The following is a 22,471-nucleotide window of genomic DNA, read 5'->3' as shown; positions in this document are numbered from 1 at the left end:
GCTCGACCCATGCCCCGCCGACACCTGCACGTGACCGCCGCAGCGGACGCTCCGCTGTCGGCCGCCCTGCGTGCGCTCCGTACCCAGCTGGCCGTCCCCGACGCCTTCCCGCCGGACGTCCTCGCCGAGGCGGAAGCCGCGGCCAAGGCGCCGCGGCTGCCCGACTACGACGCCACCGACATCCCCTTCTTCACCATCGACCCGCCGACCTCCAAGGACCTGGACCAGGCCATGCACCTGGCCCGCCGCCCCGAGGGCGGCTACCGCGTCCACTACGCCATCGCCGACGTCGCCGCCTTCGTCACCCCGGGCGGCGCCCTCGACGCCGAGGCGCACCGGCGGGCCACCACCCTCTACCTCCCCGACGGCAAGGTGCCCCTGCACCCCGCCGTGCTCTCCGAGGGCGCGGCCAGCCTCCTCCCCGGCAACACCGCCCCCGCCCTGCTCTGGCGCATCGACCTCGACGCCGACGGCCGCCAGGTCGCCGTCGACCTGCGCCGGGCCCGCGTCCGCAGCGTCGCCAAGCTGGACTACGAAGGCGCCCAGGCCCAGATCGACGGGGGCACCGCAGAGGAGCCGCTCGCCCTCCTCGCGTACATCGGACCGCTCCGCGAACAGCTGGAGATCGAACGCGGCGGCGTCTCCCTCAACGTCCCCGAGCAGGAGGTCGTCGAGACCGACGGCACCTACACGCTCCACTACCGCGCCCCGCTCCCCGTCGACGGCTGGAACGCCCAGATCTCCCTGCTCACCGGAATGGTCGCCGCCGACCTGATGATCGCGGCCGGCACCGGCATCCTGCGCACCCTGCCGCCCGCCCCCGACGGCGCCGTCACCCGGCTGCGGCTCTCGGCCAAGGCCCTCGGCATCGACTGGCCGCACCACGTCTCGTACGCGGAGCTCATCCGCTCCCTCGACCCGAACAACAGCCGGCACGCCGCCTTCCTCCAGGAGGCCACCAGCCTGCTGCGCGGCTCCGACTACACCCCCTTCACCGGCGGGCACATCCCCAGCCCGGCGGTGCACGCGGCCGTCGCCGACGAGTACACCCACTGCACGGCCCCGCTGCGCCGGCTCATCGACCGCTACACCGGCGAACTGAGCCTCGCCGCGTCCGCCGGCACGGCCCCGCCCGAGTGGGTGCTGAGCGCGCTCGACACGCTGCCCCAGGACATGGCGAAGGGGACGAAGCTGGCCAACAAGGCCGAGCGGGAGAGCGTCGACATCGTAGAGGCGGCCCTGATGAGCCACCGGATCGGCGAGACCTTCGACTCGATCGTCATCGACGTCCAGGAACACGAACCCGACGTCGGCACCGTGCACCTGCCGGACCCGGCCGTGGTCGGCCGGGTCGAGGCCGACGGGGCGCCGCTGCCGCTCGGCGACCCGCTGCGGGTCAGGCTGACGAAGGCGGATCCGGGGAGGGACAAGGTGCTGTTCGCGCCCGCGTGAGCGCCTCGCCCCGGAGCTCGCGCGCCTCGCCCAGCGCGCGTACGAGCGCCCGCGCGTCGTCCGCGTGCAGCCGCACGACGCGCACCGGCCGGGGCGGACCGAGCAGCCGGGGCGCGAGCACCGGCTCGGTCAGCTCGACCGTGAGGGAGGTCTGCGAACCGACCGCCAGGTTCAGCTCGCCGTCCGCCTTCTCGTGGGAGAACAGCGACTCGTGGCGGACGGCGGCGATCCGCTCCAGCGGGACGCGCACATCGACATGGGCCGCCTGCCGCACCCGCAGCGCGTCCTCGGCGAGCAGGTGCGGCCGGGTCGCGGAGGCGGCGTGCAGGCCGAGCACGAACAGCACGGTGTACGCGTCGAGGACGAGGACGACGGCGTGCGCCACCGGCCAGTCCGCCAGCAGGTACGACATGCCGACGGTCTCCACGACGCACACGAAGGCGAAGCCGTACATGAGGGCCGCCTGGTCCCGCGCGTGCGGGAACGCCCGGACCCCCGGCCCGAGCCCGTGCGGCCGCCGCGCGACCCAGCGCACCAGGCTCGCCAGCAGCCGCAGCTCGTGCCCGGCCAGCCGCAGCACGGGCTCCGGCACGAGCCGTTCGAGCGCGCCCCGCCGGGACAGCCCGCTCCGCCGCAGCCGCAGATAGCCCACCCCCTCGACGACGAGCAGCGCCCCCACGGCCACCTCGGCACCGAGAACGACACCCCCGGGCACCCGCACCCCGGCGACAAGACACACCACGAGCACGAACTCGGCGGGCAGCAGCACATACGCGACGTACCTCATCGCTCCGCCACCCATCGCAGCGCCTGCCGTACGGCCGCGGCCTGGGCCGGGGCGAGATCGCCGAAGAAGACGTCCGCGAGCCCGCCGTCCGGCGGCTCCGCCCCCGCCTCATCCGGCAGACAGGCGGCGAGCAGCGCGGCCGCCTCCGCGACACGCGGGTCGTCGGGCGCCGCGTCCGCGAGGGCGTCGAGCCGCGCGTACAGCTCGGGCGCGTGCGCGGACGCCTCCCGCATCAGCTCCATGAGCCGGCCCCGCTCCTCCGCGGGCACCACGGTGTCCAGCAGGGTCAGCAGCTCCCGGTCCTTGGCGGCCATGGGCGACGCGTCCAGCCCCGGCACCTCGCCCAGCTCGGCGAAGAGCGCCGCAAGCTCAGCCGAAACCGGCCCATCCTCCACCAGCCGCCCCTCCCGCGCCCGCGCGAGCAGCTCCGCGAGCCGCGCCCGCCGCTCCCGGATCACCCGCTCCTGCCGCGCCAGGTCCCCGTCGAGCTCCTCCAGGACCTCCACCAGCTCCCGCCCGGCGTCGTCCGCCAGCACGTCCCGTACCTCGTCGAGCCCGACCCCCAGCTCGGTCAGCCGCCGGATCCGCGCGAGCAGCACGGCGTCCCGCACCCCGTACTCCCGGTACCCGTTCGCCCGCCGCTCGGGCTCGGGCAGCAGCCCGAGGTGGTGATAGTGCCGCACGGCCCGCGGGGTGACCCCGACAAGCGCGGCGATCTCGCCGATCCGCATCCCCTTGCCCATGCCCCCAGTAGAAACCTTGACGCCACGACAAGGTCAAGCGCCTTCCGTCGCCCGATACGGATCATGTGCCACGATCGGGGGAACGACCCCGATCACAGCGACGGCGGGTGCCCGGATGTCCGACGATCACGACATGACTGCCATGCCGCACCCACCACTCACGCAGGAGGAGATCCTGCTGGAGGGCTTTCTGGCGCTGAAGACGCCGGAGGGCTTCCGGGCGGAGCTGATCGAGGGGGAGATCGTCGTTACGCCGCCGCCGGATCGGGACCACGAGAAGTACATCAGCCGGATCGCCAGGCAGGTGATCAAGCGGTCACTGGTCGACATGGACCTCTCGGGCAACAAGGGCCTGAGACTGACGGGTGCCGTCGGCCACACGGGTGACTGCGTCATCCCGGACATCACCTTCGCGCCGGTGGACCGGGACCTGTTCGCCGACGCCGACGCGTGGATGCCCAGCGACGGCGTGGCGATGGTCCTCGAAGTCACCTCCACCCGCGCGAACAAGGACCGTGAGGCGAAGCGTCGCAGCTACGCCCGCGCGGCCATCCCCTTCTACCTCCTCGTCGACCGCGACGACTCCACGATCACCCTCTTCTCCGACCCGGACCACGGCGACTACCGCGAACAGCACCGCGTCCCGTTCGGCAAGCCGCTCGCCCTCCCCGCCCCCTTCGGCTTCGACCTGGAGACGGCCGACCTCGGGTGAATGGGCAGGTAGCATGGTCGGCACGGCAGACGAGCCGGGCGGGCGGCCGCGTGGAGACCTTCGGGTCTTCCCGAGGAACGTCCGGGCTCCACAGGGCAAGGTGGTGGCTAACGGCCACCCGGGGTGACCCGCGGGACAGTGCCACAGAAAACAGACCGCCGGGGACCTCGGTCCTCGGTAAGGGTGAAACGGTGGTGTAAGAGACCACCAGCGCCTGAGGTGACTCAGGCGGCTCGGTAAACCCCACCAGGAGCAAGGTCAAAAGGGAACACCTCGGTGTTCCTGCGCGGACGTTCGAGGGCTGCCCGCCCGAGTCCGCGGGTAGACCGCACGAGACCGGCGGCAACGCCGGTCCTAGATGGATGGCCGTCACCCCGACGACCGCGAGGTCCCGGGGTACAGAACCCGGCGTACAGCCCGACTCGTCTGCCCCCTACCTCTCACCGAGAGGAAAGGGGCCCTTCACCTGCGAAAACGCGGTGACTCTGTCGGGCCTCGCTCTGTCGCTGCACCTTCGGGTGCGAATCCGGTGCGAATGGGCTTGTCCGTGACTTCGCGGTTTACCATCCCGCTCCACCACGTGCGCACCCGCGCGCACTAGGTATGACGCTGTGGATGATGCCACACACAGCGGGTGATCCGCTTCCCCCTCCGGGCAGTTCGGACCTCAGGCGGTCTCGGCAGCCTCGGCGTCATCCGTGGCGGTGAACGCGTCCGAGAAGGCGGTGATCTTCACCGTCTCGGCCCCGGCCCCGGACCCGGCGTAGGTCTCCCACGTCTCCTCGAATCGGGCGTGACGGCTCAGTCGCTGCACCGTCTTCGGGTCATGGTCCCCCGAAGTGGCGAGGGTGCGGGTGTAGAAATGCTTGAGGTCGTGGAAGTGGGTGTCCGGGTCGACCCCGGCCTCCTGCACCGCGTACCGCCAGTAGTCGTGGAAGGTATTGCGGTTCAGCGCTCCGCCCCGGTGGTTGGTCACGATCAGCCCCTCGTCCGGGGGCAACACCGTGCCCCGCCGCACCCGGCGCAGCTCCGTCGCGCGCTGGACGGGCTCCGGCTTGTCGAGACCGGCGGCAAGATGCGCGGCGATCTTGTGCATGAGGAACGGGTCGACCGAGTTCCAGGTCGTGCTGGCCTTGGTCTTCGTCGCCACCGCCTTGCCCCGCTGGCGCTGCTCCTTGATATGCCACATGAACCGAGGGAAGTCGATCCGGTCCTTCGTCATCCCGAACACCTCGCCCTCGCGTAGACCGCCGCACGCGGCCATCCACACTAAGATCTCGAAACGGGGCTCGATGCATTCGGCGATGCGCGCGACCTCGGCCGGCGTCAGCTCGACCGCCTCTCGCTTCGTGGCCTTCGGCAGGACGATCTGATGCACGATGTTGGCTTGAAGGGGAACCTCCTTCTCGTTGACCAGCCAGTGCACCCAGATCCGCCAGGTCTTGAACACCTGCGCGATATACCCGGCTGACAGATTCTTGGCGATCAGGCCGTCCACGAACGCGTTCGAGTCGGCCCGCCGCAGGGACCCGGCCGTGCGCCGCCCCAGGAACGGGATGATGTGCGTCCTCATGTGCGAGCTGTACGTGTCGACCGTGTTCTGCACGTCGTGCTTCGCCTTGATCCACTCCAGCCACTCCTCGGCCGCAGCCTTGGCAAGGATCTTCCCGAGTTCCGGGTCCACCCACGTCCCGCGCCGGATGTCCGTCATCGTCTCCGCGAGGAACGCCACCGCCTCGTCGTAGTGCTTGTGAGTGGGCTTTCTGATGTTCCCCGAGGGGTCCGTGAACGGGGTCACCCACTGATTCCCCCGCCCGTGCTCAGCGGCGGGGTACGTGTTCCTTCCGCACCGGCACCGCTTGTCACCCTCCTTCGGATACTGCTTGTGCCACCTGTCGAGCGGCTCCAGCGGATTCCTCACGCTGTCTCTCCCATCTGCGCGTCATCGGCGGCGCGCGAACGCACAGACTAGGCAGGTGACTTGGAGGGGCGGACCAGCGCTCCGGTCTTCATGTGCTCGATGAAGGCGTCCACCTCGTGCTCGCTGTAACGCACCCGGCCGCCGTAGTCCGGCGACATCCGGTAGCGGCGGGGTCCCTTCCCGGCTGCCGACCAATTCCGTAGCGTGCCGGGCGCGATGCCGAGACGGCGTGCGGTCTCGGCGGGAGTGATCAGGCGGTCGCCGGCGTGCGTCGACTCAGTGTTCGAGGACTTGGCGCGGGGCATCTCGGCTCCGTCCGCTCCGACCCCAGGGCGGCAACCACCTCCGCCAGGCGATGCTTCCGCGAGGTCGCGGACGGTTCGCTTCTCAGGGCCTCGCACTGATCCCATCACATGCTGATGCGATCAGCGTGCAATCGGCGTCGGACTGCACGTGACGTGTCATCGGACAGCGTCATTCACTCGTCCGCACGCAGGCATTAACAGTCTGAAAATTACTTATGCCTACAGTCACCCGATTCATTCCATCTCCGTGAATCGGGAGCACAGCCATGCCCACCTTTGTCCCGGCTCGTCTGACCGCCGCGCGGATCGTGCGCGGCCTGAGCCAGCCGGAACTCGGCAAGCGCGTCGACAAGACCGGCAACGCGATCTTCACCTACGAGACGGGGCGCGTGAACCCTCCGCCGCACGTCGTCGGGCTCCTCGCCCTGGCCCTCGGCGTCGGCGCCGCCGACCTGTTCGCGCCCGACCCGGACGACCCGGTCCTCCAGGCCCTCGCCGACATCAGCCTCTGCGGCCGTGCGGAATTCGTCGTCGAGCCGGCCGCGGCCTGAGCGTGCACACCGGACACCACCGAAAGGAACCTTCATGCCGGTCACCCCCACCACTGAGTCCACCGCGCAGATCGTCCAGCGGCTCACGGCCCGCTCGGGACGCCTGCCCAACCGCGGCGGTCTCGTCCCCCGACTGCAACCCGCCCTCTACGAGGGGCGCCTGGTCGCCTTGCAGGTCCTCGGATTCGTCGCCGGTCGGCGACCCCGGGTCGACGTCCGTGTCCGCGTCGAGGTCGAAGGCCAGGTCGAGGACCACGGCGTCCGTCGCCTTCACCTCGTCCACCACATCAAGCAGCTTGCCGGCCTCCGCGCGGGCGAGTGGTCGGTGGGCCGCTTCGAACGGATGCACCGGCACGGCCACCAGTGGGCACCGCTCGCGCACAAGGTGCCCCGCCGGACATGAGCGAGGCCCCCGGCTACGACTCCGGGGGCCGCCACAGCGAGCGAGAAGCACCACCAACCCACCACTGCCTCAAGGAGAGTTTCACATGTTCACAAATTCCCCGGCAACCGACCTAGCCGAACGGGATCGGCTCGGCGATGCAGCCGTGCGGCTCCAAGGCATGGGGCTGTACCTCTTCCCCGTCGACCACCCGCACTCGCCCTCTCCGTCCTGCCTCCGGATGCACCACCCCGACACGCTCAAGGCCGAGCGCGACAAGGGAGAGCCCCACCAGCGCGGCAAGCACCCCACGTTGAAGTGGTCGGCCTGCGCCTCGAACTCGCGGGAGACCGCGGAGCGCTGGTACGGGACCGGTCTGCGCAACATCGGGATCGCCTGCTCCCCCTCGGGCCTGCTGGTGCTCGACGATGACACCGGGACCGTACTCACCGACCTGTGCGCCGACCACGACCGTCCCGTGCCTCGGACCTTCGTCGTGAACACGCGAGAGGGGCGGCGGCACCACTGGTTCCGTCAGCCGCAACACCCGCTCGGAAACGGGCTCGGCGCCCTCGCCGGCCGGGGATTCGATATCCGTGGCGGCGTCACCGCGACGTCCGAGTACGGCGGCTATGTCGTCGCACCCGGTTCCCGTCACGAGACCGGGGCCGTCTACGAAGCGGTGGACTGGGACGCCGAGATCATCCCCGTCCCCGGCTGGATCGAGAACCTGGTGCGCGCACAGCCCGAGCGGTACGCCGGGGAGGGCGGCTCCTGCTGCTGGGTGCGGATTCTGGGCGTCATTGCCGATCTCCTGGCCCAGACCGAGGGCAACCGCGACAACCATCTGTGGTGGTCGGCCTGCCGCCTCGCGGACGCCGTCGCTGAGGGGGCGGACGAAAACATGGTACGTGGGGTCCTCGCCACGGCCGCTGAGCGCATCGGCCTGACCGCTTGGGACGCCGAGAACAAGCTCACCCGGGCGCTTCGGGGGGTGGCGGCATGACCACGTCCTACGAGGAGGCCGAGGAGATCCTGCGTGACCACGGGATGACACCGGACATGGAGGATCTGCTCAGCTGGGGCCCCGCGAGCGGCTCCAGGCCGGGCGACAACCACAAGGATTCGGGGGTTTCGGGCGGCGAATCCGAAGCCAACGTGGCCGACGGCGAGGATGATCCCCAGTACGAGCGGGAACGCGCCGAGGGGCGTCGGCGTCGGGTCGAAGAGGAGAAGGAGCAGGAGCGGTTGCGTGCCGAGCGCGGGCAGGCGGTCCTGTTCGTCGCCGAGTCTCCGTGTCCGGTCCTGGAGGAGATCGAAGAGCCCGAGTGGCTGGTCATCGATCCCGTCAGCGGGCTCGGAATCGCGCCGGCCAACCACGTCATCGTCATGTCCGGCCGCGGCGGGTGCGCGAAGACCACCGTGGCGATCGGTCTACTGGCCCGGGTGACGCGCGGTACCTCGAACGGCGCTCTGGCGGGTCGGAAGCACCACGTCCTCTACGTGGCGGTGGAGGACTCCTGGAAGTACACGCTGACCGCCCGGTTCGCGGCGGCCGAGGCGGACCTCGGCCTCGTGCACAAGTTCACCGTGCGGAACGGCCTCACGGGTGACGAGCTGCGCGTCAGCTTCCCCCGCTTCATCGACCAGCTCCGTGAACGCATCATCGCTGAGCAGGCGAAGGTGGTGGGGATCGACCCTCTGCTGGGAGTCCTGGACGACAAGCTGAACAGCGCGAAGGCCGAGGACATCCGCAAGGCGCTCGATCCCCTGGCCCGGCTGGCGGACGAAACCGACTGCACCATCATCGTCATCACCCACGTCCGCAAGAGCGGCGGCGACGCCGGTGACGCCATCTCTGGCACCCACGCGATCCGCGACGCCGTCCGCTGCCACTGGGCCTTCACCAAGGAACGCGGCTCGTCCAGCGGACTCATCCTCGTGGAGAAGAACAACCTCGGCTCCGAGGACTTCCCGCCCTTCGAGTACGAGATCGAGGAGCGGAAGATCCCGGCCGGCGACAAGCTCGTCACCACCACCGTGGCCAGTCTCACCGGTGCCTACTCCGACCGGCGGTTCGAAGATGTAGCGTCCAAGAAGTCGAAGGCCGAGAACGACAGATACAAGTGCGACGAAGCCGCCGCTGAGATCGTTCGTATCCTGGAGGAGGCAGGCGGCCGGGCCGACTCCCGCGCCGTCGTAAAGATGCTGAGCGGTAAGGGCGTCTCTCGCGCAACTGCCTACCGCGTCATGGCTGATGTGGTGCTCTCCGAGCCCGACCCGCACGACAAGCGGCGCTCTGTCTGGGTGCTCAAGGACGCCCTGGAGATCGTGAGCGACGTGCCACACCAGTCTCAGAACCCTGCCGCACGTGCTGAGACTGAGACTGAGACAGATCTCCCTGAAAGGGCCTACAACACCGATCAATCTCAATCTCAGTCTCACGCTGCAAGGCAGAAACCTGAGACAGAACGCACCACAGCTGCCCCGCGCTGGGGGCGCCGCGAGCGCAAGACGATGCCCCCAGCCGCCGCTCCCGCCAAGCACAGCGCCGACCTGGCGAAGCCTGCGGACTGGTGGCCGGGCGAGACACCGCCGGCCTGGTTCGTGAAGGCGAACGACCTCTATGTCGACGGCAAGACCGTCCGCGAGATCGGCGCCGTCGTCCGCGCCCACTTCACCGGCATCAACCGCTGGATCGACCCGGCGATCAAGCCTCCCCGCGGCAAGCAGAAGGGGGGCGTGTGATGCCGAGACACCGCCGCCGAGCCGGGCGCCCCACCCGCATCAGGCGATCCTGGAACGAGTTCCCCGCCAGCGCCCGCTCCGTCCTCAACCGCTTTACGTGCTGTCACGTAACCACCGTGCGCAAGCCGACCACCCCGGACGGCCTGGTCGTCCTTCTGCACACCCACCAACCCGGTTGCCCCGTCTGGGGACGGCCTGAGGAGGACCGCTCGTGACCGAGCACCCCGAGCAGATGCCAGAGGACTACAACACCGCCGTCTTCCTCGCGCAGGTCGCCCTCCTCGGCGTCGGACCCGGCGCCTACGAACCTCGCCACCCCGGTTACGTGGTCGTCGACAGCGATTCGAAGATCAGCATCCGCCTCGACGACTGAACCCCGACCGGCACCGTGAACGTCGCGAGAATGGCGCGGGCCGGCTCACCCATCCCACTCCACCCCGTCCGGCACCTGAACCATGCCGGTCTCGGGCAGCACGATCCGCTCACCCGGCAGGAACTCCGGTCGCAGCGCCGTCGTTACCATCGAGCAGAGCTCCAGGTCGGTGTGCAGGAGCGCGTACCGGCGGCCACTGCCCGCCTCCCGGCCGACGAGCAGCCCATAGCCCTCCGGGCGCGGCTCGACCCCGCAGGCCGCACACAGGGCCATGTATCCCGGCCCGGGGCGCACCTCGTGACGGCCTCGAACCTGATCGTCACCAACACGCCGGTTTCAACGAGGCCGCCGAGGTATGGGTTCTCCGCCGGCCACTGTCCGCGCGGCGCGACGGCTTCACTGTCGGCTCACTCCGACGTCGGCGGCTCCAGCTCGGAAGTGTCCTGCTGCTGGCTCGCAAACTGCTGCCAGCGGGTAGCGGCCTCGTCGAAGCTCTCGCGCACCGGGCCGAGAAGCCGTTCGACTTCCTTGGCGCTATAACCGTCCATCTCCAGCACCGCCTCGCCGAACTCCAGGCGGATGTGCTTGTCCTTGTTCCGGTTGGCCAGGGCCTCGATCGCGGTTCGCAGCGTCATCCAGCCGCCGTTGTCCCGGATGATCAGACCGAGCACGATCAGCTCACCCATGGCGCCGAACTCCTGGCGCTCACCGGCGTCCCCGCCCGCGCCCTTCAACTCGCGGAGCAGGTCCACCGCGATCTCCGGGCTGACCCGGAGCTTCACCTCGCTATGAGTCCCCCAGGGGTCCAGCCGCAGCCGCAGCGTGCCCGGTACGGCAGGAGGAGCGGGCGGCGTCATGTCATGGCCGTTTGTCATGTCGGTGACGGTACCGGCCATGGAGGAGCACTTGCGCTGTTCGCCAGGATTCGCCAGGGGCGGTGGAGAACCTGTTCAGTCCACCGCGATCACGCCTCGGGCCATCTCGATGAACTCCTCCAGCGTGTTCATCATGTCTGCGGTCGAGGAGTCCCACGTGCTCCCGTCGACTCGCCCGGTGCCCTCCTGTGCGGCCCGCGCCCGCTCTCTGGCCGCCTGCCGGAAGTCCGCCGCGGCGAGGTACAGCCCCTTAGCCGTGTGGGCAACGTCAGCCGGTCCTTCCAGCCGCACTATCTGGCACTTGCGGAACATGTCCTCGTAGCGCTCGTCCAGCGTCGCCAGCAGCCCGTTCAACTCGGTCTCCTGCTCCGGGGACAACGGGCTGTTTCGGATCGAGGGAAGAATCCGGCCGAGCGGCTCAACCATGTCCCGCAGCCTCTCGTACGTCACTACACAGTCCACGTATGACGTGCGTCGAAGCTCCCGGTGCCACTTGCTCACGTCGCGGTCGGCCTGCGCCTCCGCCGCCTTGCGCTGATGGGCCTGAGTGCGGAGTCCGAAGAAACCCGCGACCGCCGCGCCGCCGAGGACGCCAATGCCGGTGATGAGCGGAGACCAGTCGAAGCCCGCGGTCTGCTCGGCTGCCAGGGAGATCCATGTCGAGTACATGGCGGGCACTCTAAGGTCTTGAACCCTGAGCCGGCCGGGGTCAGAAAAGCGTCTCCTCTGTCACCGACTTGTCCTCGTCGAACGGCAGGAACACCACCCCGCCCAGCTCGACCTCGCGCTCGGACCCGTGGCACAGCACCAGGTCGAGGGCGCGCTCGCGGGGCCGCGGATGCTTGTGGTCGGTGACCCGCCGGGTGTCCGGGTTCACAGCGACGGATCGGCGGCAGACGGGGCAGGTGATACGCGGCCATGCGGGCATGACGAAGTTCCCTTCGTAGAAGGCGTGGTGTGGGTGTACGCGTCCCGAGAACCGGGGTGTGCCTGGAGCGTAGAGGCGCCGGCTGACAGCGGCGAGGACGTGATGCGGAAACTGCCAAGACCCGTGTTCGGGTGGGTTCGGCCGAGGTCCGAGTGGGTTCGCGCGGGTTGGAGGGGCGTTCCGCGCGAGCAACTGCTAAGTCCTGCTGGGTAATTCGTCGCTAGGTTGGCCGGATCGAACCGGTCATGAGTTGAGTGTGGCATGGGGACGCAGCGCCGGCCGGAGCGCAGAGAGCCATCCGGCCAGCGCTGATGCGTGAGTCTCAGTGAGTCTCGCCGAGGGCCTCCGAGAACTGGTGAGGCACGACAGTCCTGAACCGCTCCCTCATGACCGCCGGGGGCCGCGCTGGAGCTCGTACGCCCAGCCACGCGGCCACGGGTTACCCTCGTCCAGGAGCAGGGCCTCGTACGTGTCGCACACCAGCCGGAAGGCCGCGTCCTCCGATGCCACCAGGTCGACCTCGAACGGCCCCGCGACGTACACCGGCCGCCGCTCGTCGCCGATCACTCGCCATTCGAGACGGTGGTTGTACTGCTCCGACAGGTCGTCGTCCGGCGTCTTGTCCCGACGGGACCCGCCCGGCTGCTGGAGGTGCCCGATCCCCATGGCGTACTCGTCGAAGTGCTCGATCACGTCGCGGGCCTTCTTGCCGCCCGGCACGGCTTTGTCGAAGTCGGCCAGCGCCTCGCGCGGCAGCTCCTTCGCCGGCTCGGTTTTGAGGTGCTCGTGGGCCATGCGGACGCCCCGGATCACGTGCCGCAGCGCCATCACCGTGTACGGGGCGTCTATGACCGCACGGTCGGGATCGTCCTCGCTGAGGATGCGGTGCATGTCGAGGGCGACCTTGCGGTGCGCCATCCACGCCGATGTGTGGCCGATGTTGGCGCCGTGCTGCGTCGGTCGCCACTTCTCCTTGGTCTCGCTCACGCCACCAACTCCCCTCACGCTCTGGTTAGAACAGGCCAGGCTACGAGGTTCTAGGAACGGGTGACGGGGGATTTCGGAGATGGCGCCCGCGCCGTGGTGGGACACCCGCCAGCATCTGGGTGCGGAAAAGCCCCGCCGGCCGCTCCTTGCGGAGGGTGAACCCCGGCGGGGCGCGAGAGTCCAGGCGACTGGAGTTCTCGAAACGAGATGCTAGCAGCCTGGACGGGGAACTCGGGCCACTGTCTCGGAAAGTGACACTGCTTGTGCTTGAATGGCCGTCTGCTGTGAGACAGGCCAGGACCGTATTTGCCCTCAGAAGTTACTTAAGGGCCGGGGGGTCGTTTTTAGCGCGACATCTCACGTTTTGCCGGGGTGTCCAGGGCATCGGGTTTGTCGCAAGCTGAATCCCACCCCCTGGACGTCGCCTTAATCACGCTTCTCGTCCCCATTTCCTCTGGTATCCTCCCGCGAATTTACGAGATAATCGACCCATGCCCAAAAGGGCGTGCCCGCTGAACCCGGGTAATCCAGGCGACGATTTTCGATAGGGGTTTCTCGAAAATGACTCACGCTCCGGGGGAGAGCTCTGCCTCCGTTCAGGCAGCCGTGCGAGAGAACGGCATTGCGCGCTATTTCGTGGTGGCCGACGCTGACGGCCGAACCGTGGCCTACTGTGGCGAGCGCCACATGCGCGGCCGTTACGACCAGATGATGACCGTGTACGACGTCATCACGCTGGACGGCCGGTACATCCGGAAGGGCTACAAGTCCACGGGGGCCGTGACCAAGTGGGTCCGCTCGAATATCGCGGAGATCGCCCCTGCGCCGGAGCCGGTAGAGGTCGAAGAGTCGGAGCCGGAATTCACCCTGCCCGGTGAGTACACTATGTCCGCCGTACAGAAGGATGCGAACGCTTCCGGTTTTTCCATGACCGTATGGGCGACCGGGGCGACCGGGGTCGGTGAGTCGCGTTACGTGTGGGCGAGCTCGTACGACATGCATGAAATTCCGGAGGGGGCGACCGGTGAGCCGCTGGTTACCGTTCTCGCGGAAAGCTACCTGACGTCCATGATTCCGTACGCCGAGGAAATCTCGGAGCCGTGCGCGGGCACTCCGACGGACGTAGAAATCATCCTCGACAACACCTTTGGTGTTGGGTTCCGTCTGGTTTGCGAATGCCGCACGTGCCTTTCTCCCGTCCTCGCGCCGGTGTGCAATCCGGCCACGGGTGCGGCGTACCGGATGCTGGCGTCGGTGGCGTCCAAGGTCACTGACGACATGCTCGCGGAGCGCGGCCATGTGCTGGCCGGTGAGCTGCGCGGAACCATCGTGACCCTGTCATCTGGCAACAAGACCGCGTGGCGGGCACCGGTGCGCCCGCTCGACGGCGACGGCGACCAGGAGCAGCCGGAGCCGGTGTTCCCCGTCGAGCTCCAGGCGGCCGAGTCCGTCGAGCCGTACGAGGGTGAGCACCACCGGGCCGAGGACGACGGACAGGACTGGACGTTCACGACGGCGGCCGGGCACGGCTACCGGCTGTGCTCCCGGTCGTACGGCCGGGATCGCTGGCAGGTCGCGCGGGCCCCGTTCTCCACGATCGGTTCGTCGTCCGGCGGCTGGTTCTGGTGGGCGGAGAGCGAGGACGGCGACGCGGAGGACTTGGCGGCGGCGGTCGAGTGGTGCCGGAAGGACTCGGCGTCGGCGGCGTGGGCGGCGGACGTGTGGGCGCGATATGGGCACATGAACTCCGAGCGCGTGGAGTGGTCGGCGGAGTCGGTGGAAACCGAGCTTGAGCCGCGCGTGTGGCGCGTCGAGCGATACGGCCGCGTCGGCATCATGGCGTCGTATCCGTGGGGCTGGGAGCGCAGCGCGTCCGGTTGGCTGATGGAGGCCGGTTCGGGCGGCGGCGCGGTGGACGGGGCGTTCCGTAAGCGGGCCGTCTTCTACCTGACCCGCGAGGGCCTGGACGAGATCCCCACGGACCGCTGGGTCATCGTCGGCACTGACGAGCCGCACGGCAACGACGCGATGGAGTGCGCCCCTGGTGGCTGGGAGCACAGCGGGTGCCGGGCCCGGAAGTCGCCGGGCCGGTTCGTCGTCGACATCCTCGCGGAGGGCAGCTCCGTGATGGGCAGGGTCGGTGTCTGTGCCGAGCACCTCACGCGCCGTCTGGTCGAGGCCTACGGCCACCAGGGCGACCCCTGGGACGTCGCGCACAAGATCGCGGGCAAGGTCGGCGGCGAGCTGGGCTCCTGGGTCGCCTGGAAGGGCCGCCTGCACGAGCTGGTCGCGGAGATGGTGACGGCCGCACTGGCGGCGGGGGAGACCAACCCGCACCCCGATGTGGCGGCGGCCCTGTACGCGGAGGCCGAGGCGATCCGGGCCAAGCGGGAGGCGAAGGCGGCGAAGAGCACCGGGACGACAAAGAGCACCGTGGGGGAGAAGGTCGTGTCCAAGAGCGCGCCGAAGGCCGACGACATCCAGTTCAGCGGCGAGAAGGGCCGCGAACGGGCCGAACTCCTCGGCCACACCTATGTGGTGTCGATGCTGGCCGGTACTTACACCGTGACGCACGTCGACTCCGGCGAGACGGTCTGTGAGTACGAGCCGAAGCGCCCGGCCATGAAGCGGGCGATCCTCGCGGACGCGGTGGCCCGGGGCGAGGCGCAGCCGGAGCCGGGCGCGGAGGAGCGGCCGGAGAGCGACGTCGTACGCCGGTTCCCCGAGCTCGCCCGGTTCCTGGAGCCGCGCGGGGACGACGCGCCCCTGTTGGTGCTGAACCTTTTCTCGGGGCCGGGCGGCATGGTCATTGGTCTGCGGGACGTCCTGCGGCAGCAGCTCGGCCGCGACGTCGAGATCATCAACGTAGACAACGACGCGGACTGTGTGCGGACGCTCAAGGCGGCGGGGTTCCTCGCGATTCAGGCGAACGTGACCAGCCTTGACCCATCGGACCCGGTGTTCCATGAGGTGCGCGGGCTGATCGTGACGCCGCCGTGCACGGACTACACCGACAGCGGCAAGCGCGCCGGTCTGCTGCCGGAGAACATCGACATTCTCGAAGAGGGCTTCGACCTGGCGCGGCGCGTGGCGGGGTTCATCCCCTTCGGGGGCATGGGCGATTACCCGGAGTTCGGCAAGGAGCTGAGCCACAAGGAGCCCAACGGGGAGACCTGGGCGGACGTCCGCGCGGACATGGCCGACTACAGCGGGGCGACGGGTCACCTCATGCTCGAAGTGGCCGTGTGGTCCCTCGGCTTGCAGGCCGCCGGGGCTCCCCTGGAGTGGGTGGCCGTCGAGCAGTCCTCGAAGCTGCCCAAGGAGCTGCGCGGGGAGATCGTCGCGGACTTTCAGCTCTCCGGCTGGGGCATGGCTGAGTGGACGATCGCGGACGCTGCCGAGTTCGGCAGCCCCACGCAGCGTGTGCGGTCGCTCCTCGTAGCGCGGCGCGACGGCCACTCTGGCGTGTCCCTGGAGGCCCCGGGGCTGCGTACGGGCGCGGCGACGGCAACGGGCCTGCCCGAGGGCACGCAGGTCTTCACGCGGGGCGTGGGCAAGCGCACGGGCGGCGGCAACGTCGTGACCATCAGCGACGCCAAGCCGTACACCGCGTTCACCTCCCGCATCCGCTCCGTGGACGTCGGCGAGAAGGGCGGCCGGTTCACCATCCGGCAGATCCTCTCCCTCATCACGATGCCGCACGACTACCCGGTGCAGGGGAGCCGTACGAGCGTCTGTCAGCAGATCGGCGACGTCGTCGCCCCGGTCGTCGCGGCGGCTCTCCTGGGCGCGGCGCTGGGTATCGAGTGGATGCCGCGCCTCGTCGCGTACCTCGCTAAACAGTACGGCGCGGACGCCGCCGACACAGAAGAGCCCGCGCAGGGAAACGCCCACGTTCCGGCCGGCCGTGACGTGGAGGTCCAGGAGAGGAAGGAAGAGGCCCCCGCCGTTCGGTACGAGCCGAAGCCGCGCGCGCTGCGCTGGGAGATCCGGCACACCAAGGAGGTCTTAGCCGCCGCCGGTCACCACGACAACGACCAGGACACCACCAGGCCGCACGGCTTCTTCGTCATGAACGACATGCACGCCGTCTGCGTCGTCCCCGTCCTGAACAACGACCCTCGCCGCCCCCGCAAGCTCGCGGACCGGAAGCTGTGGGACGAGCGCTTGGAGAAGTTCGCCGAGATCCTGCAGGACGCGGGCTTCACCGACGTGAGCACCAACCTGCACCGGGTGCGCGGCTTCGCCCCGGTCCCCGCCGAGCCGCAGACGACCGCCCGCGTACGGGACGTCAACGACTGGGCGACCCACCCCAAGGGCTACCGGCTCCGCTCGGTCACCTTCGACGGGTTCCCGGAGATTGAGTGCCGCATCGGCTTCTTCCCCGCCGGGGCGGGCGCGTCCTCCTTCCACCTCCAGAACCACGAGCAGAACGCCGTACCGTCCCAGGCGGGCGAGACCCTCCAGGAGTCCGTGGAGCGGCTGTGCGACTGGTACGGCCTGCCCGAGCCCTTCCAGGTGATTTACGAGGAGCGGGGCGCGGTTGCGGCCGGCGAGCCCGTGTGGGACCCGGCGGAGCACGTGGTCAGCGTGCGTGCGATGACGAGGGACGACGCTGCATCTCCTCGGACGGACGTCTACGGCTACGTGGGCGAGTGCTCGTGCGGCGGGGTCACCTGGTACCCGACCAAGACCGACACGAAGAACGCCATGGCCAACCACAAGGACGGCCGCGTGATGCTGGAGACGTCGTGCCCGATGGGGTCGACGGGCTACGTGCCGGAGCTCGAAGAGCCTGCCGCCGAGGATTCCGAGGCCGCCGACGAGTGCAGCCACCACCCCTACGTGTGGCTCGTCATCGACCCGCAGGCGGCCCCCGAGGTACGCAGCGCCCTGACGTGCGCGTGCGGCGGGGAGCGGCTCGGGACGCGGGGAGCGTCGCGTACGGCGGCGTGGGCGCTGGCCGACCGCAACGGGCATGAGATCAGCGGCGAGTGGGAGACCGTGGGCGACGTACACCGCGCGCCGGTCGTCTGGAAGCACGCGGACAAGAGCACCGCGCCCACCATGACGGAGACCCTGGAGAAGTACGTGGGGCCTGACTGGAAGCCCGGCTGCACCTTCAACGACCCTGAGTTCCCCGACGACCAGGACGACGAGGAGATGCCCGCGCAGGACCTCGCGCAGATCTCCCGGGCGCAGCGCCGCGCGATCTGGAGGATCGAGGCGGGCGAGTCCGCACCCGTCGACCCGGAAGAGGCGGAGTGCTGGGAGCAGCTCGCCGAGGAACGCGAGCAGCCGGAGCGGGTCGACATCTGCGGGGCGCTGCTGTCCATGACGCTGGTGGTGCCGCGCCGCCCGGTCGCGCTGCCGGACCTGCCGCTCACGCTGGACCTCGCGCCCGTCAGCGAGCAGCCCAACACCGGACGTGGCTTCTGGGAGCCGAACGTTCGCTTCAGTCTGGACGGCCGCACCGGGCGTACGTCGTACAGCGCCATCGGTAAGGGCGTGCGCGTGCTGTGGGACGACAACCCGAACGGTACGGAGTACGCCGACCCGCGCGCGCTGTGGGTGGAGGGGACGGAGCCGGAGCCGTTCGTCCGCCCCGAATTCTGGGACGACGACGATTACGTGATTGCCCCGCCCGCGCCGAAGCCGTACGTACAGGCCGCGCACTACGACGATGACGACTACGTCCTGGCCGCGCCGGTCGTCGGCCCGCTGGCCGAGCTGCGGGCGGAGATCGAGCGTGAGCGGGCCGACTTCGAGCGGTGGTCCGCCGAGCTGGACGCGGTGGTCTCGTGCGTCGAGGCCCTGGCCGTCGCAGCCGCCGAGGACGTCATCAGGCAGGCGCAGGCGCAGGCGGAGCTGTTGGAGATGAAACTGGCTGAGCTGTCCGTGATGCGCAGGCAGGCGGCGGACGCGCGCAGGTTCGTGGAACCGATCGAGTGGGAGCCGGTGCCGACGCGGGCGAGGCCGTGGAGGACGGCGTGGGCGGTGACCGCGAGCTGGGGGGCGTTCTGGGCGGCAGCGTGGGCCGAGTCCATCGACGTGATCCGGCCCGTGCGGTAGCGGGTGTAGGAGGACCAGGCGGTGTTGGCGCCGCACCGTCTGGTCCTGGTTCTCGGCGAAGTTCTCGTGGAGCTCGCCGGCCGCGAGGACGCGGCCCCAATGCCACTGCGTTCGGGAGGGTGCCTGTCCAGGTGTGCGTGGCGGCCGGCGAAGTCGATTCCGCGGTGGGCTTTTTCGCGATAGCGCTGGCTGCTGTGTCGCGGTTGCCCATAGAAAAACTAAAAACTTCCAGTAGGGGAAGTTCGTGCCGCAGGCGGTCGAAGAACTCCGGTCGAGGTCGAGGTCTAAGACCGTGTCCTACATGGCTGGTGGTCTGTTGGGCTGGTCATGGGGAGTGGGCGGTGGGGATGGATCGTTCCGGATGGATTGTGGGAGATCGCGGAGCCGTTGCTGCCTCCTGCTCGGGTGCGGCCGCAGGGCGGTGGGGTCGCGAACATCGATGACGAGGCGGTGTTCGCCGCGATCATCTACGTCCTGGTCAGCGGTTGTGCGTGGCGTGCCCTGCCGCCGTGCTTCGGGGCGTCGAAGTCGACCGTGCACCGCCGGTTCCTGATCTGGTCCCGTGCCGGGGTCTGGGGCTGACTGCACCAGAAGGTGCTCGGGCTCCTGGACGGCCACGGCCTGATCGACCTGTCCCGGGCGGTCCTCGACTCCGCTCACGTCCGCGCTAAAAAGGGAGCGAACTTGCAGGTCCGAGCCCCGTGGACCGAGGTAAGCCGGGTTCCAAGATGCACGTCCTGTCCGACGCGGCCGGACTGCCCCTACGCGTCGGACTCTCCGCGGCCAACACCCACGACAGTCAGGCCCTGAAGCCGATGCTGTCCCATTTCCACATGGGACACGAATCCCACGCAGCCGATTCCAAGCCCCAGCGGCTGCATGCCGACAAGGCCTACGACATCCCTGAACTGCGGAAATGGCTCTGGGGTAAGCACATCGGCGTCCGCATCGCCCGCAAGGGCATCGAGTCCAGCGAACGGCTCGGGCGCCGCCGGTGGGTGATCGAGCGGACCATGTCCTGGCTGACCGGCTACCGCCGACTCAACCACCGCTACGAACGACACCCCCGCAACTACCTGGCCTTTCTCGGCCTCGCCGCAGCCATCTGCTGCTACAAACGGCTCCTCAAACTGACCATGTAGGACACGGTCTAAAAGATGCAGTTCGAGAAATCCGACATGAGGTCGATGTATCGGGCTGCCGGTCGAGTCCAAGATCCGGAACGGCCCGACATGGCGTCAACTTCCTTACTAATGTATGTCTTAGTCCTGGTAACCGTGCTTACCGGGATTTAGGAAAGGAACTCATGTCCGAGCTCGATATCATCGATGCGGAGCTCCTCCCCGTCGATCACGAAACGCATCTTCTCGTTCATGACAGTGCAGATCATGACCTGAGCCCTGAGACGGTCGAAGCACTCAAAGCGGCTATCCCTCGCGAGACCTACCGGAAATACGACTTCTGGCTCAAGAGGGCCGAAGCGTGGTGTACGGCGATGGGGCGCAGCTACTTCCCCATGACCACCGAAACCCTGACCGAGTGGATCAGGGTCACCAGCGACATCCCCAGCGACAAGACCCGCCAGCCGTACGGCGCGTCCGCCCTCGGCCAGGCCGTCGCCGCGATCCTCGCCGCGCACACCTGGGCCCGCGTCCCCGTCGAGCGACACCCCGACCCGCGGCCGGCCCGACTGCTCATCAAGGCCCACAAGAAGCGCCTCGCCGACACCGGGCGCCGGGTGAAGAAATCCGCGACCGTCGACATCGACGGCTTCGCCGCCATGGTGCAGCAGTGCGACACCGACACCCTGCGTGGCCTGCGAGACCGACTCATCGCTGTCTGGTCGGTCTGGGCCATGACCCGCCGCAAGGAATTCGCCGCCCGAGTGATCCCGGACGTCGTGGTCGTCCCCCGCAAGGGCGTCCGACTCTTCTTCGCGAGCAGCAAGACCGACCAGGCCGCCGAAGGTGAGTGGGTCACCATGCCACGGCGCGACGACCTCCTCGACCCCGTCACCTCCTGGACCGAATACCGCGATGTCCTCGCCGCGGCCGGCATCACCGACGGCGCGATCCTGCGCCGCATCGACCGCTGGGGCAACGTGGGCGAGGCCCTGTCCGCCGAGAGCGTCAACGACATCATCCAGGCCCTCGCCGAGAAGGCCGGAGTCCTCTACGACGAGAACGGCCTCAAGCTCACCGCCCACGGTGCACGCGCCAGCGGCGCCACCATCGCCGACGAGCACGGAGCGTCCGGAGCGGCCATCCGCAAACAGGGCCGCTGGTCTCCCAACTCCAAGGTGGCCGATGGTTACATCCGACCCCGCGATGAGTGGGACGGCAACGCCATGGCGAAGATCCCGACCATCCCCGTCCCGCGCACTGAGCCGGCCTGAGAAAATCACCAGCCCGCACGAATGCTCCGGCGCCTCCGCGGAGGGGTGCTAGGGGTGTCCGCGCGGTCCGCTACCAGGACGTCCCTGGACACCGCGCCGAGGAGGAGAACACGTCATGACCGACATCAACACCGACATCTGCACCATCCTCACCACGAAGGGCGAACAGTGCGAGAGCCCGGTCGTGTGGGAGGTGACCCCCGACGGCGGGAAGCCCTACGTCTGCTGCGGCCAGCACGTCACCGCGCCCCTCATGCGGGCCGACGTGCTCGTGCCATTCAGCGCCCGGCCGATCTACATCCCCACGCGTGCGGAAAAGTGAAGGGCCCCCGCGGAATTAATCCGGCGGGAGCTTGCTGCTGCCGGTGAGCCATTTCCCGGACCCGGGAAAAATGCAGGTCAGGCTATCTACTGCCAGGGCACTGCCTGAAATGCTGACGCCAGGCGCTGCGCGCCACCCCTGGCTCTAGCGTGAGTAAGCACGTGGCTCCAGCAGGAGTAATCGCGGGGACAGGTCTCGATACTGTCGAACCCCGCGCCGGCGCCAGCGACCGCACGCTCGTACCTGTAGTAGCGGCAGAGGGGAGCCATTGGCGCCCCGCAAATTTTCGCCCCGCGGAGTTCCCTGGCCCCGGGGCAGCGCTACGGCATGAACCCCGTCCACGTCAACTCCTCCAGCACGGGCGGCAGCCCCACCGTACGCTGCTACTCGCTGACCCAACTGGACGACAAGGACTGCCCCATGACCACCGTGACCCCTGAGACGACCAGCGCCATGTTCGATGGCATCGCCACCATCGTCGAGACACAGGGCTTCTTCCTCTGGGGCGCGCGGGGGCTCAAGGACATCACGGGGGACAAGCGGCTTGGGGTGCGCAAGGTCGAGCGTATCGAGGCCGAACTCGCCAGCCGCGGCATCCAGCACATTCCTCGCCGCATCCCGCGCGACCAGAACGCCAAGGTGCTCTTCTACGCATCCAATGGGAACGATGGCCTCGGCACGCTCATCGACCACCTCGTCGGCACCAACGACATCAACCCTTCCACGGTGGCCCTGGAGCGCATCGGCGGCATCCTCGACAAGCACAGTAAGGCGGTTCGGGCCGTTGAGGCTGCCGAGAGCTGACCTCGATAGTCCAGCACAGACCAGCGCGGAGACTCACGAGACGGGTGCCGTCCTCATAGGGCAGCGGACGGACATACCTTCGAGCCCCCCATTTCGGGGCCTCACGGATTCGTG

20 protein-coding genes, 1 other RNA gene and 1 pseudogene are annotated in these 22,471 nt (G+C 68.8%); 13 read left to right on the top strand and 9 right to left on the bottom strand.

Features of this window, described 5'->3' with window-relative positions:
* Window positions 1-9 precede the first annotated feature (9 nt).
* Complete coding sequence (locus tag ABTZ54_RS30135; protein ID WP_351669161.1) at window positions 10-1,452, top strand: RNB domain-containing ribonuclease; 1,443 nt, start codon at window positions 10-12, stop codon at window positions 1,450-1,452.
* Here ABTZ54_RS30135 and ABTZ54_RS30130 read toward each other — a convergent pair.
* Window positions 1,397-2,239 carry a hypothetical protein gene (locus tag ABTZ54_RS30130; protein WP_351669159.1) on the bottom strand — a complete coding sequence of 281 codons (843 nt, stop codon included), beginning with the start codon at window positions 2,237-2,239 and terminating at the stop codon, window positions 1,397-1,399. The two genes, ABTZ54_RS30135 and ABTZ54_RS30130, sit on opposite strands and share 56 nt — an antisense overlap.
* Entirely contained in the window at window positions 2,236-2,970 is a 735-nt protein-coding gene (locus ABTZ54_RS30125) for a MerR family transcriptional regulator (protein ID WP_351669213.1), read from the bottom strand. Before ABTZ54_RS30125 ends, ABTZ54_RS30130 begins: the two co-directional genes overlap by 4 nt.
* Window positions 2,971-3,115: 145 nt before the next feature.
* Here ABTZ54_RS30125 and ABTZ54_RS30120 point away from each other — a divergent pair, with 145 nt between their 5' ends.
* Together ABTZ54_RS30120 and rnpB are read left to right on the top strand one after the other, a co-directional pair.
* Window positions 3,116-3,694, top strand: coding sequence for a Uma2 family endonuclease (locus ABTZ54_RS30120; protein ID WP_351669157.1), 579 nt, complete (start codon window positions 3,116-3,118; stop codon window positions 3,692-3,694).
* A gap of 30 nt (window positions 3,695-3,724) precedes the next feature.
* An RNA gene (gene rnpB / locus ABTZ54_RS30115) (RNase P RNA component class A) lies at window positions 3,725-4,123 on the top strand.
* A 238-nt stretch (window positions 4,124-4,361) separates the two neighbouring features.
* On the opposite strand, the gene ABTZ54_RS30110 is transcribed toward rnpB, so the two are convergent.
* Both ABTZ54_RS30110 and ABTZ54_RS30105 read right to left on the bottom strand, forming a co-directional pair.
* A complete protein-coding gene (locus ABTZ54_RS30110) occupies window positions 4,362-5,492 on the bottom strand; it encodes a site-specific integrase (RefSeq protein ID WP_351669155.1) in 1,131 nt (376 codons plus the stop codon).
* A gap of 170 nt (window positions 5,493-5,662) precedes the next feature.
* Complete coding sequence (locus tag ABTZ54_RS30105; RefSeq protein WP_351669153.1) at window positions 5,663-5,920, bottom strand: helix-turn-helix transcriptional regulator; 258 nt, start codon at window positions 5,918-5,920, stop codon at window positions 5,663-5,665.
* Window positions 5,921-6,186: 266 nt separating this feature from the next.
* On the opposite strand from ABTZ54_RS30105, the gene ABTZ54_RS30100 reads away from it, so the two are divergent.
* The 5 genes from ABTZ54_RS30100 to ABTZ54_RS30080 all read left to right on the top strand — a co-directional run bounded on the left by ABTZ54_RS30100 (window position 6,187) and on the right by ABTZ54_RS30080 (window position 9,974).
* Window positions 6,187-6,471, top strand: coding sequence for a helix-turn-helix domain-containing protein (locus ABTZ54_RS30100; protein WP_351669151.1), 285 nt, complete (start codon window positions 6,187-6,189; stop codon window positions 6,469-6,471).
* A 34-nt stretch (window positions 6,472-6,505) separates the two neighbouring features.
* The gene (locus ABTZ54_RS30095; protein WP_351669149.1) at window positions 6,506-6,874 is read left to right on the top strand and encodes a hypothetical protein; all 369 of its coding nucleotides are present in this window, start codon (window positions 6,506-6,508) and stop codon (window positions 6,872-6,874) included.
* Between the two features lie 85 nt (window positions 6,875-6,959).
* Window positions 6,960-7,859 (top strand): bifunctional DNA primase/polymerase, encoded by a 900-nt coding sequence (locus ABTZ54_RS30090; RefSeq protein ID WP_351669147.1) that lies wholly within the window; start codon window positions 6,960-6,962, stop codon window positions 7,857-7,859.
* Window positions 7,856-9,601 carry an AAA family ATPase gene (locus ABTZ54_RS30085; RefSeq protein ID WP_351669145.1) on the top strand — a complete coding sequence of 582 codons (1,746 nt, stop codon included), beginning with the start codon at window positions 7,856-7,858 and terminating at the stop codon, window positions 9,599-9,601. Before ABTZ54_RS30090 ends, ABTZ54_RS30085 begins: the two co-directional genes overlap by 4 nt.
* Before the next feature lie 211 nt (window positions 9,602-9,812).
* On the top strand, window positions 9,813-9,974 hold the full coding sequence (locus ABTZ54_RS30080; protein WP_351669143.1) for a hypothetical protein: 162 nt from the start codon (window positions 9,813-9,815) through the stop codon (window positions 9,972-9,974).
* A gap of 45 nt (window positions 9,975-10,019) precedes the next feature.
* Here ABTZ54_RS30080 and ABTZ54_RS30075 read toward each other — a convergent pair whose 3' ends face one another.
* From ABTZ54_RS30075 to ABTZ54_RS30055, 5 genes are all read right to left on the bottom strand, one after another.
* Window positions 10,020-10,247 (bottom strand): hypothetical protein, encoded by a 228-nt coding sequence (locus tag ABTZ54_RS30075; RefSeq protein WP_351669141.1) that lies wholly within the window; start codon window positions 10,245-10,247, stop codon window positions 10,020-10,022.
* Between the two features lie 134 nt (window positions 10,248-10,381).
* Window positions 10,382-10,849 carry a hypothetical protein gene (locus tag ABTZ54_RS30070; protein WP_351669139.1) on the bottom strand — a complete coding sequence of 156 codons (468 nt, stop codon included), beginning with the start codon at window positions 10,847-10,849 and terminating at the stop codon, window positions 10,382-10,384.
* Window positions 10,850-10,924: 75 nt separating this feature from the next.
* Window positions 10,925-11,518, bottom strand: coding sequence for a hypothetical protein (locus tag ABTZ54_RS30065; RefSeq protein WP_351669137.1), 594 nt, complete (start codon window positions 11,516-11,518; stop codon window positions 10,925-10,927).
* 40 nt (window positions 11,519-11,558) lie between these two features.
* Entirely contained in the window at window positions 11,559-11,777 is a 219-nt protein-coding gene (locus ABTZ54_RS30060) for a hypothetical protein (protein WP_351669135.1), read from the bottom strand.
* Window positions 11,778-12,161: 384 nt separating this feature from the next.
* Window positions 12,162-12,764 carry a hypothetical protein gene (locus ABTZ54_RS30055; protein ID WP_351669133.1) on the bottom strand — a complete coding sequence of 201 codons (603 nt, stop codon included), beginning with the start codon at window positions 12,762-12,764 and terminating at the stop codon, window positions 12,162-12,164.
* A gap of 1,254 nt (window positions 12,765-14,018) precedes the next feature.
* Between ABTZ54_RS30055 and ABTZ54_RS30050 the strand changes: the two genes are divergently transcribed.
* The 5 genes and pseudogenes from ABTZ54_RS30050 to ABTZ54_RS30030 all read left to right on the top strand — a co-directional run bounded on the left by ABTZ54_RS30050 (window position 14,019) and on the right by ABTZ54_RS30030 (window position 22,357).
* On the top strand, window positions 14,019-18,836 hold the full coding sequence (locus ABTZ54_RS30050) for a DNA cytosine methyltransferase (protein ID WP_351669131.1): 4,818 nt from the start codon (window positions 14,019-14,021) through the stop codon (window positions 18,834-18,836).
* A gap of 327 nt (window positions 18,837-19,163) precedes the next feature.
* Window positions 19,164-19,978: pseudogene (locus ABTZ54_RS30045) on the top strand (IS5 family transposase).
* Window positions 19,979-20,142: 164 nt separating this feature from the next.
* On the top strand, window positions 20,143-21,231 hold the full coding sequence (locus ABTZ54_RS30040; protein ID WP_351669130.1) for a site-specific integrase: 1,089 nt from the start codon (window positions 20,143-20,145) through the stop codon (window positions 21,229-21,231).
* 115 nt (window positions 21,232-21,346) lie between these two features.
* Window positions 21,347-21,553: a hypothetical protein gene (locus ABTZ54_RS30035; protein WP_351669128.1), complete on the top strand. Its 207-nt coding sequence runs from the start codon at window positions 21,347-21,349 to the stop codon at window positions 21,551-21,553.
* A 420-nt stretch (window positions 21,554-21,973) separates the two neighbouring features.
* On the top strand, window positions 21,974-22,357 hold the full coding sequence (locus ABTZ54_RS30030; RefSeq protein ID WP_351669126.1) for a hypothetical protein: 384 nt from the start codon (window positions 21,974-21,976) through the stop codon (window positions 22,355-22,357).
* The last annotated feature ends 114 nt before the right edge of the window (window positions 22,358-22,471 follow it).

Origin of the sequence: Streptomyces sp. NPDC094032 (assembly GCF_040303965.1) — a bacterium.
Taxonomy (GTDB): domain Bacteria; phylum Actinomycetota; class Actinomycetes; order Streptomycetales; family Streptomycetaceae; genus Streptomyces.
This window is presented reverse-complemented; position numbering and strand designations above follow the sequence as displayed.

Excerpts from the sequence above, each read along its gene's own strand:
- ABTZ54_RS30105 (WP_351669153.1), bottom strand. The coding sequence starts at position 5,920 with ATGCCCCGCGCCAAGTCCTCGAACACTGAGTCGACGCACGCCGGCGAC.
- ABTZ54_RS30060 (WP_351669135.1), bottom strand. The coding sequence starts at position 11,777 with ATGCCCGCATGGCCGCGTATCACCTGCCCCGTCTGCCGCCGATCCGTC.
- ABTZ54_RS30120 (WP_351669157.1), top strand. The coding sequence starts at position 3,116 with ATGACTGCCATGCCGCACCCACCACTCACGCAGGAGGAGATCCTGCTG.
- ABTZ54_RS30135 (WP_351669161.1), top strand. The coding sequence starts at position 10 with ATGCCCCGCCGACACCTGCACGTGACCGCCGCAGCGGACGCTCCGCTG.
- ABTZ54_RS30090 (WP_351669147.1), top strand. The coding sequence starts at position 6,960 with ATGTTCACAAATTCCCCGGCAACCGACCTAGCCGAACGGGATCGGCTC.
- ABTZ54_RS30085 (WP_351669145.1), top strand. The coding sequence starts at position 7,856 with ATGACCACGTCCTACGAGGAGGCCGAGGAGATCCTGCGTGACCACGGG.
- ABTZ54_RS30075 (WP_351669141.1), bottom strand. The coding sequence starts at position 10,247 with ATGGCCCTGTGTGCGGCCTGCGGGGTCGAGCCGCGCCCGGAGGGCTAT.
- ABTZ54_RS30130 (WP_351669159.1), bottom strand. The coding sequence starts at position 2,239 with ATGAGGTACGTCGCGTATGTGCTGCTGCCCGCCGAGTTCGTGCTCGTG.
- ABTZ54_RS30125 (WP_351669213.1), bottom strand. The coding sequence starts at position 2,970 with ATGCGGATCGGCGAGATCGCCGCGCTTGTCGGGGTCACCCCGCGGGCC.
- ABTZ54_RS30070 (WP_351669139.1), bottom strand. The coding sequence starts at position 10,849 with ATGACAAACGGCCATGACATGACGCCGCCCGCTCCTCCTGCCGTACCG.
- ABTZ54_RS30095 (WP_351669149.1), top strand. The coding sequence starts at position 6,506 with ATGCCGGTCACCCCCACCACTGAGTCCACCGCGCAGATCGTCCAGCGG.
- ABTZ54_RS30100 (WP_351669151.1), top strand. The coding sequence starts at position 6,187 with ATGCCCACCTTTGTCCCGGCTCGTCTGACCGCCGCGCGGATCGTGCGC.
- ABTZ54_RS30035 (WP_351669128.1), top strand. The coding sequence starts at position 21,347 with ATGACCGACATCAACACCGACATCTGCACCATCCTCACCACGAAGGGC.
- ABTZ54_RS30040 (WP_351669130.1), top strand. The coding sequence starts at position 20,143 with ATGTCCGAGCTCGATATCATCGATGCGGAGCTCCTCCCCGTCGATCAC.
- ABTZ54_RS30030 (WP_351669126.1), top strand. The coding sequence starts at position 21,974 with ATGACCACCGTGACCCCTGAGACGACCAGCGCCATGTTCGATGGCATC.
- ABTZ54_RS30065 (WP_351669137.1), bottom strand. The coding sequence starts at position 11,518 with ATGTACTCGACATGGATCTCCCTGGCAGCCGAGCAGACCGCGGGCTTC.